Below are 16,678 nucleotides of genomic sequence, written 5' to 3'. Positions count from 1 at the left end.
GGGGAGGTTCTTATGAGCTTAAAACTGAAACAAATTGTCGTCTCCATTGAAAATGCGCCTGGTCGGCTTCACGAGGTCACTGATGCGCTTGGTGGTGCCGGGATCAATTTAAGAGCATTGAATTTGGTTGATACGGGTGCTTTTGGCCAGCTGAGATTGTTGGTATCCGATGTGGCAACCGCCCGCAAGATTCTAATGCAAATGCAGATTCCGGCTTATGTCAATGAAGTCGTTGCGGCTGAAATCGAAGATAAGCCCGGCAGTCTGGCAGATCTGCTGAAACCGCTGACACAAGCAGGGGTGTCGGTCATCTTCATGTATGCCTTTATTACCTTTGCCCAGGGAAATGCCATTATGATTTTCCGATTTAGCGACAATGACAAGGCCATCGAGGTTTTAAAGGCCAATGGCATCAATTTGTTGGATGCGAAATCATTTGGAATTCTTGAAAACAAAAGCTGACATACTGATTAATACAGGAGGCGCTATAACAGGTAAAATCGATTGATAGGGAATGTTCAAAAATTGCTTCGGTCATGTAACATTTTCGCATCATCTAGGCCGCAATTCAGGCTTTTGGGTATGGTTATGGGAATAGCTTAAATGACATCTCGCAGAGCCAAAAATCGTACCGCCAAAACGTCAAAGCGCAAGCCCGGCAATCTATCCTCGGCGGTCAATGCCAAGGCTGCGAAGACGCAAATTCAAAAAGAGCGTTATCGCGTTTTGATCGAAGATGTTGCCGACGGCTTTTACGAAGTCGATTTAAAAGGCAATTTTCTTTTTTTCAATGATGCACTCTGTCGCATATTTGGTTACTCGCGCCGCAAAATTAGAAAAAGCAATTTTCGCGAGTTTATGGATGAAAAAAACGCCAAAATTGCCAAAGAGGCCTTCAATCGAATTTATCGCACCGGCAAGGGTGTCGTTGATATCAATTGGGAAATCATTCGCAAGGATGGTCAAAGACGCCATCTGGAGATTTCCGCCAGCCTGCATAAAGACAACGCAGGATCGCCGGTTGGTTTCAGGGGCATCGCCCGAGATGTGACCGATAAAGTGATTGCCCAGCAGGCTTTGAGCGAATCCGAATCCTGCGCTCTGGAACTGTCACAGCAAAGCCGACGCGCTGAACAGCGCTATCGGGCCTTTCTCAGTTTTTTGCCCATCCCGGTTTTCGTATTTAATCTGGACAACACGGTATCTTATTTAAACCCGGCCTTTGAAAGGGTGTTTGGCTGGCGTTTGAAAGAAGTGGAAGGCCAGAAAATCCCCTTTGTCCCCGATAACTTTAAACAACAAACGATCGAGGGCATCCGCCGCCTGCACAAAAACAAGGTTCTGCATGGGTTTGAAACCAAGCGATTGACCAAAGACGGACAACTGTTGGATATCATTGTTGACGGCGCCATTTTTTATGACGAACAAAATCAGCCCGCCGGTCAGATCGTCACCCTGCGCGATGTGACCGAGGAAAAGCGCAATGCGCGTTTGAATCGGGCCCTTTTTCGGATTGCCCGGGCCATGTATCAGTATCGGGGCCTTGACCAGCGCTTAGTCCTGATTACCAAAGAAATTCAAGATCTGCTGGGTGTTGAAGGTGCCATGGTCATACTACTGGACGAAGCCAATCAGGAATTTTTCTTTCGCGAAGCCGTTTTCGAAAAATCCGAAACCGGCACCAATTTCAAAGAGATCCGCTACCCGGTGGACAAAGGCATTGCCGGACTGGTCTATCGGACCGGCAAGCCTCAAATCGTACACGATGCCTACAAAAGCCCTCATTTTGCCCGCGAGGTCGATCGCAAGGCCCGATATCGCACGCGCAACATGCTGGATGTCCCGTTGATGCTGGAAGGTCGCATGATCGGGGTGTTGTGTGCCGTCAACAAGAAAGAGGGTGATTTTAGTCAAACCCATGTTGAGGTATTGACGACCATCGCAAATTTGGTGGCTTTGCCGATTGAAAATGCCAGTATCAACGAAGAGCTCAAGCGCTCATATGAAGATGTCAAAAGCCTAAACCGCACCAAAGACCGCGTCATCCACCACCTGTCACATGAGCTAAAAACCCCGGTTTCGATCTTAGCCGCATCCTTGAATCTTTTAAAAAAGCGTCTTTCTGAAGCGGCGCAGCCGGGGTGGGAATCCATTTTTGACCGTGCCCACCGAAATTTGCAACGCCTGTTGGAAATGCAATATCAACTGGAAGACATCCTGCGCGAAAAGGACTACAAAGCCCATTATATGCTCTCTGCCTTGCTGGATGCTTGCGTGGATGAACTGGAAGTGCTGATTTCTCTGGGGCTGGGCGAAAAAGACATCATCCCCAAGATTCGCCAACACATTGAAGACAGCTATGGTCCGCGGACAGCAAGATCAGAGGTCATAGAGCTGGGGCCGTTTATCAAAGAGAAAATAAAAGCCCTGCGGCCTAAATTTGCGCATCGCAAGTGCCGTTTGAGAACCTATGTGTCGCAGACCGCACCCGTTTATGTTCCCGCGGATGTTCTCGGAAAAGTGGTGGAAGGTCTGGTACGCAACGCGGTTGAAAATACGCCCGATGGCGGGAACATATCGGTCAAAACCCGCAAAGGAAAGATCGGTCCTGAATTTGAAGTCAAAGATAATGGCATCGGTATCAGCGATGAAAATTTGAGATTGATTTTCGAGAATTATTTTACCTCATATGATACCATGCAATACTCCACCCGACAGCCCTATGATTTTAAAGCCGGCGGCAAAGGCTTTGATTTGCTGCGCATGAAGATTTTTTCGGAAAGGTATAACTTCAACATTAAGATGACATCTCAGCCGTGTAATTTGGTGGATAAAAATGGGCATGAATGCCCGGGCAATGTGGCTGACTGCACGCCTATTGTTGATGCCCATAAATGTCATAATGAAGGCGGAACAACGGTGACGGTACAATTTTATCCGGCCGAGCGATTCAGTAGAAAAAGATCAGCTAGTAAAAGCAAAAAGTAAGATTACTGTGCGGACAGATGGTCATTTTGAAATCAACAGGATAAAGCTGGAAAAGCAATTCGTTTGTTAAATCGATCCTTTTGAGGTTACTTAATTTGTCTCATTAATTTTGATGCAATAATTTAATTGAAAAGGCCCAAGATATGAGTGAACAAGACAACTACCAAGATGGCCGGCAACTAACAGGAGAAGAGGCCGAGCAGTTTTTCAGGGATATTGAAATCGAGTTTTTGGTGCATGAGCTCAAAGACCCGATTGCCATCATCGAAACCGGTCTGCGGACGCTGCTCGAACGCCAGGATAAATTCGGCCCTCTATCCCCGCGCCAGGAAAAGACCTTAAAACGCACGCTGCGCAACTCGAAAAAAGCCCGTGAATTGCTCCATAATATGCTGGAGGTTGGTCGTGCCGAAGCCGGTTGTTTTCTGGGTGAGCGCTTCCGTCCGGCGCAATCCATTTTACAGGCCCTGGAAGATGCCCTGGAAACCACCGCCGGGGGAATATTTGAGAAATATGCCGGATATCAAAGCGAACCTGAAGCCCTTGAATATCTGAAATCCAGCGGCATTGTTTTAGATATTTCATCCCAGACCAGCGACCTGGAAATGTTTCAGGATGAAACCAAATTCCGCCAGATTGTGGGGAATCTGATGAAAAACGCGCTGCATCACCGCCAGCAGCGCGTCGAAGTTCGACTCGAAAAGGATGGTGATGACCTGGTGGTGGCAGTCATCGATGATGGGCCCGGTATTGAGCCGGAGCATCATGATATGGTATTTCAACGCTACGCGCAGGTTAAAGAATGCGCCATTGTGGCCCGCAAAGGCCATGGCCTGGGGCTGGCCGGGGCCAACATTATTTCCCGCTGTCTGGGAGGCAAGCTGACGCTGGAAAGCGAAAAAGGGCAGGGGGCTACGTTTCGTTTGGCGATACCTTTGAGCCTTGACAGTGATTAAGCTGCCAAGGGTAGGTTTAGTGAGTCAAGGGCCCTGATTTGATGGCGTTTGAATTTTAATGACATCCTCTAAGCAATTCGCCCTATCTTATATCCAAACAATCCGGATCATCAGGGCTGCAGGGCGAACTGACAATGCGCTGCAATCTTCCATTCAAAAAAGGCAGATAGTACATATAATTTGCCTGTTCTTCATAATATATCCACACAGGCCCGAAATCCTGTCTGCTTCCGATCTGAAAAGGAGGGCCGCATTTTTCGCGAACATCTCTATCCAAATCACCGATACCAACGACCCCACCTGAACACCGAAAAGACGACTGATCGGCCAGGCTGTTGAAATCAATCGAATATGAAGTCTGAGCAAAAACGGTTAGCAAAGCAAACATCAATGCAAAAAAAATTATATGGCGAATCATAATTATCTCCTTCAATTTGACCATTGCGTTTAAGCTATCATCGCTTGATATTGTTTGGCCCTAAGGGTCATACTTTGTGGCGGCCCAGTTGGCATTTTCACCCGGCAAAAAGCGGCCATCGTCAGGTACACCTACCTCGGTTTCGATCAGGGCATTCATTTTAGAGTTCATCGCCAGCAGCAGATCGCCATTTTTCTTCGGCTCAATGGCAAGATTTCGCATCTCATTAGGGTCCGATTTGAGATCGAAGAGCTCAACATCATTGAGCTCAAATATGCCTTTCAGGGTACGCGGCTGATTGTGCTGTTTAGGCGAAAAATAGCGCGTGTATTTATAGCGTCCGTCAAACACACTGCGAATCGCTCCCCGCTTGGTAAAATCGGGTTTGAAGCCCTGATCTACAAGCTTTGTCTTCTCTCCGCCGGCGTTAATGTAGGCCTGGATCTTTCTTAACAGATCGCTATCCAGATATCCAAACATATTAAAGCAATAAAGCGTCGCGTTGCGCACATCGTTGACGCCGGCTGAAGCCCCTTTTATCAAAAGCGGCGTCAGGTCTTTACCACGAAGATCCCGGGTGATGCTGGCACGTTTAGCTGAATCCACACCTGTCCAGCCGATCAATGTGGGAACAAGGTCGAGATGTGACGTCAGGGCCTTGCACTGCTGGCCATGGGTGTCCGGAAATCCCGGGTGAGCGATGATCAGCGGCACGTGGTTTTGCTCTTTGTAGGCTGTGGCGCCTTTTCCATGGGAGCCGTGAGCGCCGGCCAGTTCACCATGATCTGAGGTCAGCACAACGATGGTATTTTCAGCAAGCCCCAACAACTCCAGCTCATCAAGGATATTTTCAACCACCAGGTCGACATGGCGAATGCAGTTGAAATAGTAGTTAAGCAGCCGCTGCCAGCGGACATCCTCGTTGGGAAAGTTGCCCACCAGCGCACCGCGGGCCAACTGGTATTCCCGGTGAGCCGGCGGTCGCCCTTTCTTATCGAAAGGTTCGTGGCGGCTTGCGGGCAGCTGCACCTTCCATTGTTTTTCGTAAGGCGGTATTTTCGGTTCGCGGGCGATTGCCATCAAAGGCCTGGGTGTGTCCTGAATGTGCTGTCCGGGAGCATCGGTGTTGTAGAACATAACATCATGCGGGTTAACGAGATTGATGGCCATAAACCAGGGTTTTCCCTGCCGGGCCATGGGTTGACCGTGCAGCCGCAGCCAGCGGCGGTACTGGGCGCCGATATATTCGTCGTTGTAATAACCGCCATGGGTCATACCGATGACGTCACCAATGCCGACGTAATCCTTGAAACCATAGCTCTCGATAACCCGGGTCAGCTTTTCCTGGGGCAAAGACATCTCGTTGTGCGTGCCCAACTCCCCGGACAAATGCCACTTGCCCTTGTAGGCGGCATAATAGCCGGCTTTACCCAGCATGTCGCCCAGCGTTCCAAGCTTTGGATCGAGGCCGGTTGACCATGGAAAATCCAGATTGTCGAACAGTCGGGTATGCTGGATGTGCTGACCGGTGTAGATGACCGAGCGCGATGAGGTACAAACCGCCGAACTTATTTGGTGCTTGGTAAACATCAGCCCTTTGCTCCGCAGCCGCTCGTGACCCGGCAGGGCATAGCCGGGCGGGTATTCTGCCGGATTGATGTAACGTTCCTGATCGGTGAGGATGAACAGGATGTTGTAGAGCCCTTTAGCGGGCGAATGGGCTTGTAAAGGTTTTTTTGCCAGCGTCTCGGAGGCAAAGGCGCTGGTTCCCCAGGGCGCCATGCCCATGCCAACAGCTCCAGCAGCCGATGCTGTTAAGAACTGGCGGCGCGTCAGATTCGGTCGATCATCCGTGGCCATTTGTATCCCCTTGTGATGGTCTCTGCGTTTGAAACCCGTCTGCGATTCTGGCAAAAGAGCGTCAATTTTGTCGATACGGTGTGCATTGCCCCATCATTTCTAGTAAATTTTTGAAATATACTCAATTTTTAGCGCTTTTCCTGATCTTTTTGACTGCTTACGGCTTTGATTTAGCAGATACATACATTCCTACCAGCCAGGCAATCACGACGACCAGATAAAGCTGACCAACAACCGCCTCTAGCACTGAAAGGGCTTTGGCCACATCGCTGACCGGTGTGACGTCACCATAACCCAGGGTGGTTATGGTTACAAAGCTGTAATATTGAAAAAGCAATACATAGCCTTCCGGTCGTTTCAGATCGATATTAAAAGATGCCGGATCGATTAATTCCAGCAACGTATAGGCAAAAGCCCACGTGAGTGCCGCCATGAGGTACAACAGAATGGCCGCATAGATGACTTCCCGGTTGACTTCAGTAGTTTTGAATATGAAGCCCGCGATGCTGGTGATCACCACGGCACCAAAAAGGATGCCGGCCAGCATACTGATGCCGGCAATCCAATGGCTGGGATGAAAATATTGCAGCCACAGCAGCGCCACCATGACAATCGCCAGCACCAGCCCAATGATGACATGACTTTTTTTATCGCTGACAGTGTAGACCATGGAAATGACAATCGCTGTGAGGAAAACATCGATAAAAATCCTCATGGCGACAAACCGCTGTATAATCGGTACCAGTACTAGCAATCCCAGGATCAGGCACAGCAGGATCAAAAACCGATGCTTGGAATGCGATATTCTATCGATGGGGCCCCTGGTTATAGTCATAGGCTTTAGGCCCTTAGAACAGCATTTTTCAGAAACTGGGTGGTTTCAGCTATCAGTTACTAATGTTCAGAGGTTCTGGGTTCAGGGGTTCAAAGGTTTCGTCCCCGACTCGACCGACCTCGTCACAATAGGGCAGATATTCTCTGTCCTTCGATCGCAGTTGCCTTTTTATGCAGTTATTTAACCTCTGAACCTATGAACGCTGAACCTTTGAACGAGGCGACCGATACCCGTCTGCGAGTACGAAGCCGCTATGGCGCACAGAAGGCTCGAAACCTGACACCTATTTCAGGGTTAGGCCTTTTCCGGTGATTTCACCTTGTAAAAGATACAATACAGCACCGGCACCACGAACATGGTCAGCATGGTCCCGAAGGTCAGCCCAAACATAATGGTGTAAGCCATGGCCGCCCAGAACACATCGGGCGCCAGGGTGATCAGCGCCAGCACGGTGGTAGCCGCCGCCAGGCACACCGGTCGCAGACGGGTGACGCCGGATCTGACGATGGCTTCATAACGGGTCTTGCCGGCGTCAATTTCCTCCTGCACCGTATCAAGCAGCACGATGGCATTTTTGATCATCATACCCGACAAGCTCATGGCCCCTAGCGTTGCCAGAAACCCGAAGGCCTCGCCGCTGACCAGCAGACCGGTGGTGACCCCGATGATCGCAAACGGAATGGTACAAATAATAATCAGCGGTGGACGGAAGGCATTGTAGAGCGCAACCATGACAAACAACATGATGATAAGCGCCGGCAGGATACCGGGCTGCAGCGATGATTGATTGTCGAGCTGGCTTTCGTCTTCACCGTCCATGAAGATGTCGTAGCCAGGCGGCAAGCTGTCCATCAGCTTTTTGAATTCGGGCCAGACGTGCTTTTTTAAATCCGGATAGGTCGACCACCAGGCCGGGGTGCCCTGAATGGTGACCGTCCGGCGCCGATCCCAGCGATTGATGAACGGCTCCTCATATTCAGTCTGGATATTCTGGGTAACCTGGGCCAGCGGCACGGTCTGGGCCGAGAAGGTTGGTTTGACCTGCAGCACGTCGAGATTGTCCGTAGCCGCATAGCGTTCTTCGGGCGGGTGCCGCAGTAAGATGGGGTAGAGGTCATCGCCTTCGCGGTACAATCCCACCTGCTGGCCGTCGTAGGCCTTGCGGGTGGCCCGGCCAATGTCTTCGCGGCTGACCTGGGCCCAGCGCCCACGGGGCTGGTCGTAGACCGGCACGATTTTTTCCCGGCGGTTCATCAATGAGGTCTTGATTTCCTTGGCCCGGGGTTCTTTTCGCAATATGGCCTTTCCTTTTTCCCCGATCTCGCGCAAGAAGGCAACATCGGCTTCGGCCGGCCCGGTGATCTGCCATTCGAATTTCCAGGTATCGCTGGGGCCGACCCCGTATTTTCGCACCCGGGTGGTAATGTCGGGATAGTTTTCCTTGACCCAGGGCTCAAACTCGGCAATCAACTGATCGATATCCTTATAGCTTTTGGTATTTACGATCATTTCGACATAGTTCTGATAATAGGGCAGTTCCGGGTCCACCGGCAGATACAGACGCGGCGGCCCCTTGCCGAAAAATGAGCTGACCGTCGTCACCAGCTCATTGTTCATCAGCTGCTCTTCGGCCGCTTTGACCCGTTCGGCAACCGTCTGGATGCGGGTGCCCTCGTCAAACCAGAAGTCCACCATAATCTGGTTGCGTGAGGCATAGGGGAAAAACATCTGTTTGACATAACCGAAGCTATAGATGGCGCCGATCAGTAAAGCCACCATAACCCCCATGAAAATCCAGCGAAAGCGGATGGCGGTCTCCAGCAGCCCCTTGTAGCCGTTGAAGAATTTGGTGTCAAAGGGGTCTTTTTGCTCCTCGCCCTCGGTGGTCTTGACGTCGGGCAGCATACTCAGGCACATCAGCGGCGTCTGCACAAGGGCCAGCACCCAGCTAAGTGACAACGAAAGGCCCACCACCACAAACAGGGAGCGGCAGTACTCGCCCGCATCCGCTCGTGAGGCAAAAATGGGGTAAAAGGCCATCACCGCAATGATGGTGGCGCCCAGCAGTGCCATGGACGGCTTGCTGCCCGCCTCGATGGCGGCCTTGACCCGTTCCATCCCAGAATTAATTTTCACCTGAATGCCGTCGGCTACCACAATGGAGTTGTCCACCATCATCCCCATGGCAATGATCAGCGCCCCCAGGGTCATGCGTTGAAAGGGGTAGCCGAATATGGTCATGCCCACGAAGGTGCCCAGGATGGTCAATATCAGGCCGCTGCCGATGATCAGGCCCATGCGCCAGCCCATGGGCACAGTTAAGACAATCAGGACGATCGCCACCGAGCCGGCCAGGTTGGTAAAAAAGCTCCTGATGGACTCGGTAACCAGCTCGGACTGCCAGGCGACCTTGGTGATTTCAAGCCCCACCGGCATGTGCGGCAGGATTTCCTCGATGCGCTTTTCCAACCGCCGGCCCACGTCCACAACATTGACGTCCTCACGGGCCGCAATCTGGATACCCACCGCCGGCCGTCCGTCCGTGCGCATCATTGACTGGGGCGGTTCCAGGTAGCCGGCTGAGACGGTGGCAATATCGTTGATGCGGATCAGCTCTACTTCGGGGCGCACGCCTCCAACGCCAGTGGGACGTCCGGTCTGGGAGACCTGCCGGTCGGTCGTATCAGGGGCAGCAATTCGATCGACCTGGCTCTGCAACCGGGGGTGCAAGAAGAGCTCGCCGATATCTTGCGGGGCTTTGAACTCACCAGTGGGGGCCACCCGAAACCGCAGATCCTGGACGTCAATGGAGCCCGCATCCACCACCATGTTTTGCCGACCCAGCGTTTCGATGAAATTCTCGGCGGTCAGTCCTCTGTTGGCCATTTGCTGATCGGACACATCAATGTAGATGACCTTGTCCTGCACGCCCCAGAGCTCGACCCGTGATACCCCCTCCACCAGGTCCAGTTCCTTTTTGATGTCATCGGCCCATTCTTCGAGCTCGGCATAGCTGAAACCGTCACCGGTAATGGCCAAAACAAAACCATAAACAAAGTTGAAATCATCCGAAATGTCCGGCTTGCCGGCCCCGGGGGGCAAATCGGGCAATTTATCGCGAATTTTCTTACGCATCTCATCCCAGATTTGGGGAAGGGTGTCCATCCAGATATGCTGCTCGATGTCTACCTTGATGATGGACACACCCGGTCGTGAAAACGAGTACAAATGTTCGACATCGGGAATTTCCTTGATGGCCTTTTCGATGACGTCGGTCACTTCCAGTTCCACCTCGTAGGCACTGGCACCCGGATATTGGGTCACCACAATGGCCTTTTTGATGGTAAAGACCGGGTCTTCCAGCTGGCCCAGTACAAAATAAGCTCCAATGCCGCCAAAGAGCACGATCGCAATAAATAAATAGCTGACGGCCTTGTTCTTAATGGCGTATTCCGTAATGCTCATGTATCCTCCTTGGTTACCTGGCAGCAACCATTCTAATCATTTCTAATCATTCAAAGGTCACTCTCGGCGCCGCGTCGGCTCAGCAAATTTGACTTTTTGCCCCTCTCGCAGCGTATGGGCACCGGCCGTGGCCACCCACATGCCTTCCTGCAGGCCTTTGGTCAATTGGCCTTCGGCTACCAGCTTGCCTCTGACCACTTCGTGCGCCTTGACAATCATGGTGGCTTCATCAATCACCCAGACCTTGTGCGTCTTACCGTCGGCGGTAAAAAATGAGGTCAGCGGCAATAGAAATTCAGGCTCGGTAGTTTCCGCCTGTCCAGCATTGGGATCACCGGTGGCGGTCCCGGCCATCCCCGGCAGGATGGCAATGTCTTCGGGTTGATCGAATATCAGCGTCACCGGAAAGGTTCGGGTGCCGGCTGAGGCCTCGGTGCCGATTTCCTTGATGCGGGCTGCAATCTCGCGATCCGGGAAAGCATCGAAGACAATGGTAACATCCTCGACGTTATAAGCGTTGGCAATCAAAGTTTCAGGCACATCCACGGTGAACTCGATGCGCGAAATATCCAGCAGGCGCAGGACGTTTTCCTTGGCCCGCACACGCTGGCCGGCCTCTTTATAGGTCCAGGAAACCGTGCCGTCAAAAGGCGCTTTAATATGGGCGTCTTCCAGGGCTTTGCGCTTGATGCGCACCGCCGCGCGGGACTGCTCCAGCCGGGCCTCGGCGTCGTCCAGAGACTGCCTGGACACCGCATTGGATTTAAGGGCCTCGGCAATGCGGTCGCGATAGGCCACGTTGCGGTCACGCTCGGCGACAACGGCTGCGATTTCATTTCTGAAGTCACGCAGATCCAGCCGTGCCAGAAGCTGCCCTTTTTTGACATTGTCGCCCTTATTGACGGGCCGCTCTTTAATCGTGCCAGAGACCTCAAAACCCAGGTTGAGCTCGGTGGTGGCTTCAGCGCGGCCGGGAAATCTGTTCCCGCCGAAACCGGCAATACTTTCTAGTTTGATGGCTTTAACGGGCCGAATGATTTCCGGCTTGGTTTTTTCTTCGCACCCCATCAGGGTCCAGTATGCTAAGAACAGCATAGTCAATAAAACAAGCACTCGCTTCATGGTATACCTGCCTTTGTTGATAATAAATGAAATCGCATCTAAGTAGGTTATGGTTCAAAAACGCAAAATCAATAGTATTTTGAACACTTTAAACTGACTGTGCCAAGTTCAGGGTCTCAAAATATAGGCTCGCCTTGCATGGCAGCATTTTGGATTTCGCCTTGCAGCGTCGGCGGATCCGGCTCCCAGCCGCCCCCTAATGCCCGGTAGATCAAGATCAGATCCTGGGTCACGAGACCCACGCTCTCCACATGTCGATCCGCCTGCTCAGCCAGTGAGCGCTCCATGTCAAGCACGTTCTGAAAGTCAGTCAAACCGGTTTTGTATTGCACACTGACCAGTTTGACCGATTTTTCGGCTGCCACCACCGATCGATATAGCATATCCCGGCGCTGGAGTTCCTCAGTGTAGGCGACCGCCGCATTTTCCACATCCTCAAGTGCCTTGAGCACAGTGTTCTCATAGCTGGCCAAAACCTTCTCGGTGCGTGCGTCTTCGGCCTTGATCCGGTTGCGGACGCGACCGCCGTCAAAGATATTCCAGCTCAGGGTGGGGCCGAAAGAGTACGACTTGCGGCTGCCGTCGATGAGATCGTTGCGAATCCCCAGGTAGCCGAAATCGCCTAAGAGGAAAAACGTCGGATACAGATCGGCCGTGGCAATCCCGATGCGCTCGGTCTGGGCCGCCAGGCGCCGTTCGGCCGCGCGGATGTCCGGGCGCTGGCGCATTGCGTCCGCCGGTGCGCCCATCAACACTTCGGGCGGCGGCTGCGGGATGGGCTTCTGCGGTGTGAGCTCGGCGTAAAGCGCACCCGGAAATGTTCCGATCAGCACCCCCAGCCGGTGAATGGCCTGGGCAGCCAGTTGCCGCAATGCCGGGATGCGGCTTTCGGTGCGTGCCAGGTTGAGCTCGGCCTGGCGCACGTCGAGCTCGGAAGTCAGCTCGGCCTTGAAGCGCGCCTTGGTGATTCCCAGGGTGCCCCGCTGGGTTTCGACATTAAACTGGGTTACCTTAATTCGCTCCTGTAAGGTGCGCAGCTCCACGTAGTTGGACGCAATTTCGGCGTAAAGGATCACCAGAGCATCGCGATAATCTTCTATCGAGGCCTCGAAGTTGGCGTTGGCCGAGGCAATCGAGCGTGAAACCCGGCCCCAGAAATCGATCTCCCAGTTGGCATTGAAGTTGCCGCCGCGGATCGTATCCGAAGCGCTGTCCGGATTCCCGTCTTTGTCCACGCCGACCGTGAAGAAGTCTTCGCTGTTGCGTTGGCGGGTCACTTCAGCGTCAGCGTTGACATCCGGCCAGCGTTCCCCGGTGGCAATGCCGCGTATGGCCCGGGCTTCTTTGATACGGGCAAAAGCCTCCTTCAGGTCCAGGTTGCCGTCTACAGCCCGTTCCATCAGGCTGTTGAGAATCGGGTCATTGAGGGTTTGCCACCAGGTAGCCAGGGGCGCTTCCCCGGCAGCCAGACCGTCTGTCAGACGGATTTGCCAGTAATCCGGCACCTGGTATTCCGGTTTTGTGTAGTCCGGCCCGACGGCGCAGCTTTGCAGCAGACCGATGGACAGCATGACAAACATCAGAAAGAACAATGATCTGAGCCGGCGATGCCGCTGTTGAGATTTCGGGGTATGCAGGCTTTGCATAAGGTTCTCCATGTTTTAATTGGGTTGTTGGGTGTTCATCGGATGTGACTCTGTTTTAATTACGCAAAAAAACAGATTTCCTCCGTTGAAATCGGATTACAGATTTTATTAAATAGTCGAATATAATTAGGATTTCAAGCCTTAAAAAAGTGCGAATGATATTGAACGCAAATGGATTGGTAAAACGTTAATACACCCCCAACAACAGCCAGACGAGCCCAAACAGAGCCATTAGAAAAAGCCTAATTCTCTTTTCATTGCAGCTTTTTAATCTCCTGCTGTTCTTTTTCAAGCCCGCTGATATATAAAATGGCTGCTCCGGCTTCGGGAATCCCGGCGGTCATTTCAAAGAAGGTGCGGATCACATCCTGGCGAGCGAGGATGCCGACCACTTTTTTACCGCGCAGAACCGGCAAGCTAAGGACCAGCTGCTCACTGCCGGCAAATTTGGCCACAGCCGTCATGATGGGCGCAGTTTCGGTGACCGTGAGGGTATGCGCTTCGGGCTCCAGATAATCGTCTATATGGATCGGTTGGGGCACTTCGTGATAGACGCCGTCCACCAGGCCGACCATGCAGCCCTGCTGAGAAAACATGCCGACGAAATTCTCGTCGGCGTCGACCACCGGGGCGGCTACAATGCTTTTTTGCAATAGCTTTTTAGCCGCATTGTGAACCGTCGTGCCCAGGGTGAAGGTCACCGGTTCTTCGGTCATAATATCTTTTACCCGCGGCACTTTGCGCATCAAATTTTGCGATCCGGTGGTAACCGCATGTTGCATTTCAGGCGGCTTATTTTTGCTTTTTTTTCTTTTGAACATTGTTTCTCTCCATCATTGCCCGGCAGATTCCGCTGCCGGCCAGAGTTGAAAATAATTTTTAGAATCTGGTTTCAGGTGTCATTCTCTATAGTTCCGCCGCTGGCGGTTCAGGTGTCCCGGCTTCGCTCAAGCTAGCTACGCCGCGGCAAGCAGGTGTCAGGTTTCAGGGAAGATTTGGAGTACTGACACCTAACTTATCCGGATTCATGACAGGAATCGATTGCCCCGCATGATTGACAAGGCGATTCTGCCGCTTTGCGGGCGGCTTGGGGTTCACAATGACAATTTACTACGGATTTGTGTCTTTTCAAGCGAATTCCTAATGTCACGCTGAAAGCGAAAAACAAGATAACAACAAATGTGATCAAAAATTCAACCAAATCTATTCCCTTTTAGATAAAATGTTTTTTCTGCGTACTCTGCGTCTCTGCGGTGAGCAAAATCAATTAGGTCCCAAAATCATCAAAGTTGATATTTTCGCGCTCGACCCCCAGATTGTCCAGCATGTCCATGATCGATTGACTCATTACCGGGGGCCCGCACATATAGTACTCGATATCTTCCGGCGCCGGATGTTCTTCCAGGTAACTGTCGTGTAGTACCTGATGAACATAGCCGGTGAGTCCGTCCCAGTTGTCTTCAGGCGCCGGACGTGACAGGGCCAGCTTAAATGAAAAGTTCTCGTGCTCTTCGGCCAGCTGTGCGAATTCATCCAGATAGAAGCATTCGCCCAGGTTGCGGGCATTGTACCAATAGGATATTTTGCGCTGGCTGTCCTGGCCTTTGAGCAGTTCAAAAATATGGCTGCGCAAAGGCGCCATACCTGCTCCGCGGCCGATGTAGACCATTTCAGCTTCGGTTTCGTTGATAAAAAACTCCCCGTAAGGCCCGGATATGTTCACCTCATCGCCGGGTTTGAGGTTGAAAATGTAGGATGAGGCAATTCCTGTCGGTATCCCTTGTGCGGGCGGCAGCGCCACCCGAACGTTGAGCATGATGACGCCCTTTTCCCCCGGCCAGCTGGCCATTGAATATGCCCGGGTGATGGGTTCGGTGATCTTGGAGGTCAGCTCCCACAGATTGCGCTTGTCCCATTCCGGCCGAAACTGTTCCGGGATATCGAATTCCTTGTAACTGAGCTCATGGGGCGGGACGTCGATCTGGATATAGCCGCCGGCCTTGAAGTCGACCTCTTCGCCTTCGGGCAGCTCCAGAATAAGCTCTTTGATAAAGTCGGCCACGCTGTCGTTGGATTTGACTTTGCAGACCCATTTCTTGGTCTCAAACACCTCGGGCGGTACTTCAACGTCCATGTCCTGCTTGACCGCCACCTGACAGGCCAACCGATCCCCCTCGCGGGCCTCTCGTTTGGTAATGTGCGCCAGTTCGGTGGGCAGGATGTCGCCGCCCCCCTCGTGCACCTTTACCAGACACTGACCGCAGGTGCCGCCGCCGCCGCAGGCCGACGGGACAAATATACCCTGATCCGCCAGACTTCCCAGTAGTTTACCGCCGGGCTGGGCAACCAGCTCCTTCTCTTTGTTGATCACCATCTTAATATCGCCGCTGGGCACCAGTTTTGCCTTGGCGAACATAATCAAACTGACCAGCATCAAAACGATGAGGGTGAACAATCCCACCGCAATAAATAGCTCGTTCATATCCCAATCTCCATCTTTCTTTTTAGTTCTGACTTTGTAAAAATTTTGGTCATATTTCCTGCAATTCCTTTAGTGCGCGTGTCCGGGTTAATGGGTTTCGGTTGCTAACGAATGAGGCATCATCTGAATCCTTAACCTTGAACCCTGAACCCTGAACCCTGAACCTTTCAAAGCTTGATGCCCGAAAAGGCCATGAATGCCATTGCCATCAGGCCCGAGATCGTAAACGTCAGTGCCAGCCCCCGCATACCGGCCGGCGGGTTGCCGTAGGCCAGCTTTTCCCGGATGCCGGCCAGACAGACCAGCGCCAGCGCCCAGCCGGTTCCGGCACCCATGCCGTATACAATACTTTCCGCAAAATTATAATCACGCTCGACCATAAACAGCGATCCGCCCAAAATGGCGCAGTTAACGGTGATCAAGGGCAGAAAAATACCCAAGGCGTTATACAGGGCGGGCATAAATCGATCCAGCACCATCTCCAGGATTTGCACCATGCCCGCAATAACGCCGATATAGGTCAGCAGACCCAGGAAGCTTAAATCCAGATGCTCTAAACCGGCCCAGGACAAGGCGCCGGATTTTAGCAGAAACTGAAAAAGGATATTGTTGATCGGCACTGTGATCGTTTGAATCAAAATCACCGCCACGCCCAATCCGATGGCAGTCTTGACACTTTTGGATACAGCCAGAAAGGTGCACATACCCAGAAAAAATGCCAGCGCCATGTTTTCGATGAAAACGGATTTTATAAAAAGACTCAGATAATGTTCCATAGGACTAGTCCTCTTCGTTTTGCTCGGGTTTCCAGGTTCTGATGGCCCAGATCAGAAAGGCGATCAGAAAAAAAGCGCTCGGCGGCAGCACCATCAGGCCGTTATTGACGTACCAGCCGCCCTGGTTAAC

The 16,678-nt window shown here is 52.2% G+C and carries 12 protein-coding genes; 3 read left to right on the top strand and 9 right to left on the bottom strand.

Translation table 11 applies throughout. The features are described from left to right. The first annotated feature begins 12 nt into the window (after positions 1-12). The 3 genes from QNJ26_14925 to QNJ26_14915 all read left to right on the top strand — a co-directional run bounded on the left by QNJ26_14925 (position 13) and on the right by QNJ26_14915 (position 3,944). Positions 13-462, top strand: coding sequence for an amino acid-binding protein (locus tag QNJ26_14925; GenBank protein MDJ0986833.1), 450 nt, complete (start codon positions 13-15; stop codon positions 460-462). 141 nt (positions 463-603) lie between these two features. Then, a complete protein-coding gene (locus QNJ26_14920; protein ID MDJ0986832.1) occupies positions 604-2,988 on the top strand; it encodes a PAS domain S-box protein in 2,385 nt (794 codons plus the stop codon). A gap of 143 nt (positions 2,989-3,131) precedes the next feature. Beyond that, positions 3,132-3,944, top strand: coding sequence for a HAMP domain-containing sensor histidine kinase (locus QNJ26_14915; GenBank protein ID MDJ0986831.1), 813 nt, complete (start codon positions 3,132-3,134; stop codon positions 3,942-3,944). 82 nt (positions 3,945-4,026) lie between these two features. Here the strand turns inward: QNJ26_14915 and QNJ26_14910 are convergent, their stop codons facing one another. From QNJ26_14910 to nqrE, 9 genes are all read right to left on the bottom strand, one after another. After that, positions 4,027-4,362 (bottom strand): DUF2845 domain-containing protein, encoded by a 336-nt coding sequence (locus QNJ26_14910; protein ID MDJ0986830.1) that lies wholly within the window; start codon positions 4,360-4,362, stop codon positions 4,027-4,029. A gap of 60 nt (positions 4,363-4,422) precedes the next feature. Next, complete coding sequence (locus QNJ26_14905; GenBank protein MDJ0986829.1) at positions 4,423-6,222, bottom strand: sulfatase-like hydrolase/transferase; 1,800 nt, start codon at positions 6,220-6,222, stop codon at positions 4,423-4,425. Positions 6,223-6,379: 157 nt separating this feature from the next. Continuing rightward, positions 6,380-7,057: a potassium channel family protein gene (locus QNJ26_14900; GenBank protein ID MDJ0986828.1), complete on the bottom strand. Its 678-nt coding sequence runs from the start codon at positions 7,055-7,057 to the stop codon at positions 6,380-6,382. 294 nt (positions 7,058-7,351) lie between these two features. Beyond that, on the bottom strand, positions 7,352-10,522 hold the full coding sequence (locus tag QNJ26_14895; protein ID MDJ0986827.1) for an efflux RND transporter permease subunit: 3,171 nt from the start codon (positions 10,520-10,522) through the stop codon (positions 7,352-7,354). A 57-nt stretch (positions 10,523-10,579) separates the two neighbouring features. Continuing rightward, positions 10,580-11,644 carry an efflux RND transporter periplasmic adaptor subunit gene (locus QNJ26_14890; GenBank protein MDJ0986826.1) on the bottom strand — a complete coding sequence of 355 codons (1,065 nt, stop codon included), beginning with the start codon at positions 11,642-11,644 and terminating at the stop codon, positions 10,580-10,582. Between the two features lie 116 nt (positions 11,645-11,760). Next, on the bottom strand, positions 11,761-13,290 hold the full coding sequence (locus QNJ26_14885) for an efflux transporter outer membrane subunit (GenBank protein MDJ0986825.1): 1,530 nt from the start codon (positions 13,288-13,290) through the stop codon (positions 11,761-11,763). A gap of 254 nt (positions 13,291-13,544) precedes the next feature. Beyond that, entirely contained in the window at positions 13,545-14,111 is a 567-nt protein-coding gene (locus QNJ26_14880) for a CBS domain-containing protein (GenBank protein MDJ0986824.1), read from the bottom strand. 446 nt (positions 14,112-14,557) lie between these two features. Beyond that, positions 14,558-15,772 carry an NADH:ubiquinone reductase (Na(+)-transporting) subunit F gene (gene nqrF / locus QNJ26_14875; GenBank protein ID MDJ0986823.1) on the bottom strand — a complete coding sequence of 405 codons (1,215 nt, stop codon included), beginning with the start codon at positions 15,770-15,772 and terminating at the stop codon, positions 14,558-14,560. A 167-nt stretch (positions 15,773-15,939) separates the two neighbouring features. Beyond that, positions 15,940-16,548 carry an NADH:ubiquinone reductase (Na(+)-transporting) subunit E gene (gene nqrE / locus QNJ26_14870; protein ID MDJ0986822.1) on the bottom strand — a complete coding sequence of 203 codons (609 nt, stop codon included), beginning with the start codon at positions 16,546-16,548 and terminating at the stop codon, positions 15,940-15,942. Positions 16,549-16,678: the final 130 nt, after the last annotated feature.

Source organism: Desulfobacterales bacterium (genome assembly GCA_030066985.1).
Lineage (GTDB): Bacteria > Desulfobacterota > Desulfobacteria > Desulfobacterales > JAHEIW01 > JAHEIW01.
Note: the sequence above shows the minus strand (reverse complement) of the source record. Positions and strands in the feature narration are given on the sequence as shown.

Coding starts and splice junctions, on each gene's coding strand:
- QNJ26_14925 (MDJ0986833.1), top strand. CDS start 13: ATGAGCTTAAAACTGAAACAAATTGTCGTCTCCATTGAAAATGCGCCT.
- QNJ26_14920 (MDJ0986832.1), top strand. CDS start 604: ATGACATCTCGCAGAGCCAAAAATCGTACCGCCAAAACGTCAAAGCGC.
- QNJ26_14915 (MDJ0986831.1), top strand. CDS start 3,132: ATGAGTGAACAAGACAACTACCAAGATGGCCGGCAACTAACAGGAGAA.
- QNJ26_14910 (MDJ0986830.1), bottom strand. CDS start 4,362: ATGATTCGCCATATAATTTTTTTTGCATTGATGTTTGCTTTGCTAACC.
- QNJ26_14905 (MDJ0986829.1), bottom strand. CDS start 6,222: ATGGCCACGGATGATCGACCGAATCTGACGCGCCGCCAGTTCTTAACA.
- QNJ26_14900 (MDJ0986828.1), bottom strand. CDS start 7,057: ATGACTATAACCAGGGGCCCCATCGATAGAATATCGCATTCCAAGCAT.
- QNJ26_14895 (MDJ0986827.1), bottom strand. CDS start 10,522: ATGAGCATTACGGAATACGCCATTAAGAACAAGGCCGTCAGCTATTTA.
- QNJ26_14890 (MDJ0986826.1), bottom strand. CDS start 11,644: ATGAAGCGAGTGCTTGTTTTATTGACTATGCTGTTCTTAGCATACTGG.
- QNJ26_14885 (MDJ0986825.1), bottom strand. CDS start 13,290: ATGCAAAGCCTGCATACCCCGAAATCTCAACAGCGGCATCGCCGGCTC.
- QNJ26_14880 (MDJ0986824.1), bottom strand. CDS start 14,111: ATGTTCAAAAGAAAAAAAAGCAAAAATAAGCCGCCTGAAATGCAACAT.
- nqrF (MDJ0986823.1), bottom strand. CDS start 15,772: ATGAACGAGCTATTTATTGCGGTGGGATTGTTCACCCTCATCGTTTTG.
- nqrE (MDJ0986822.1), bottom strand. CDS start 16,548: ATGGAACATTATCTGAGTCTTTTTATAAAATCCGTTTTCATCGAAAAC.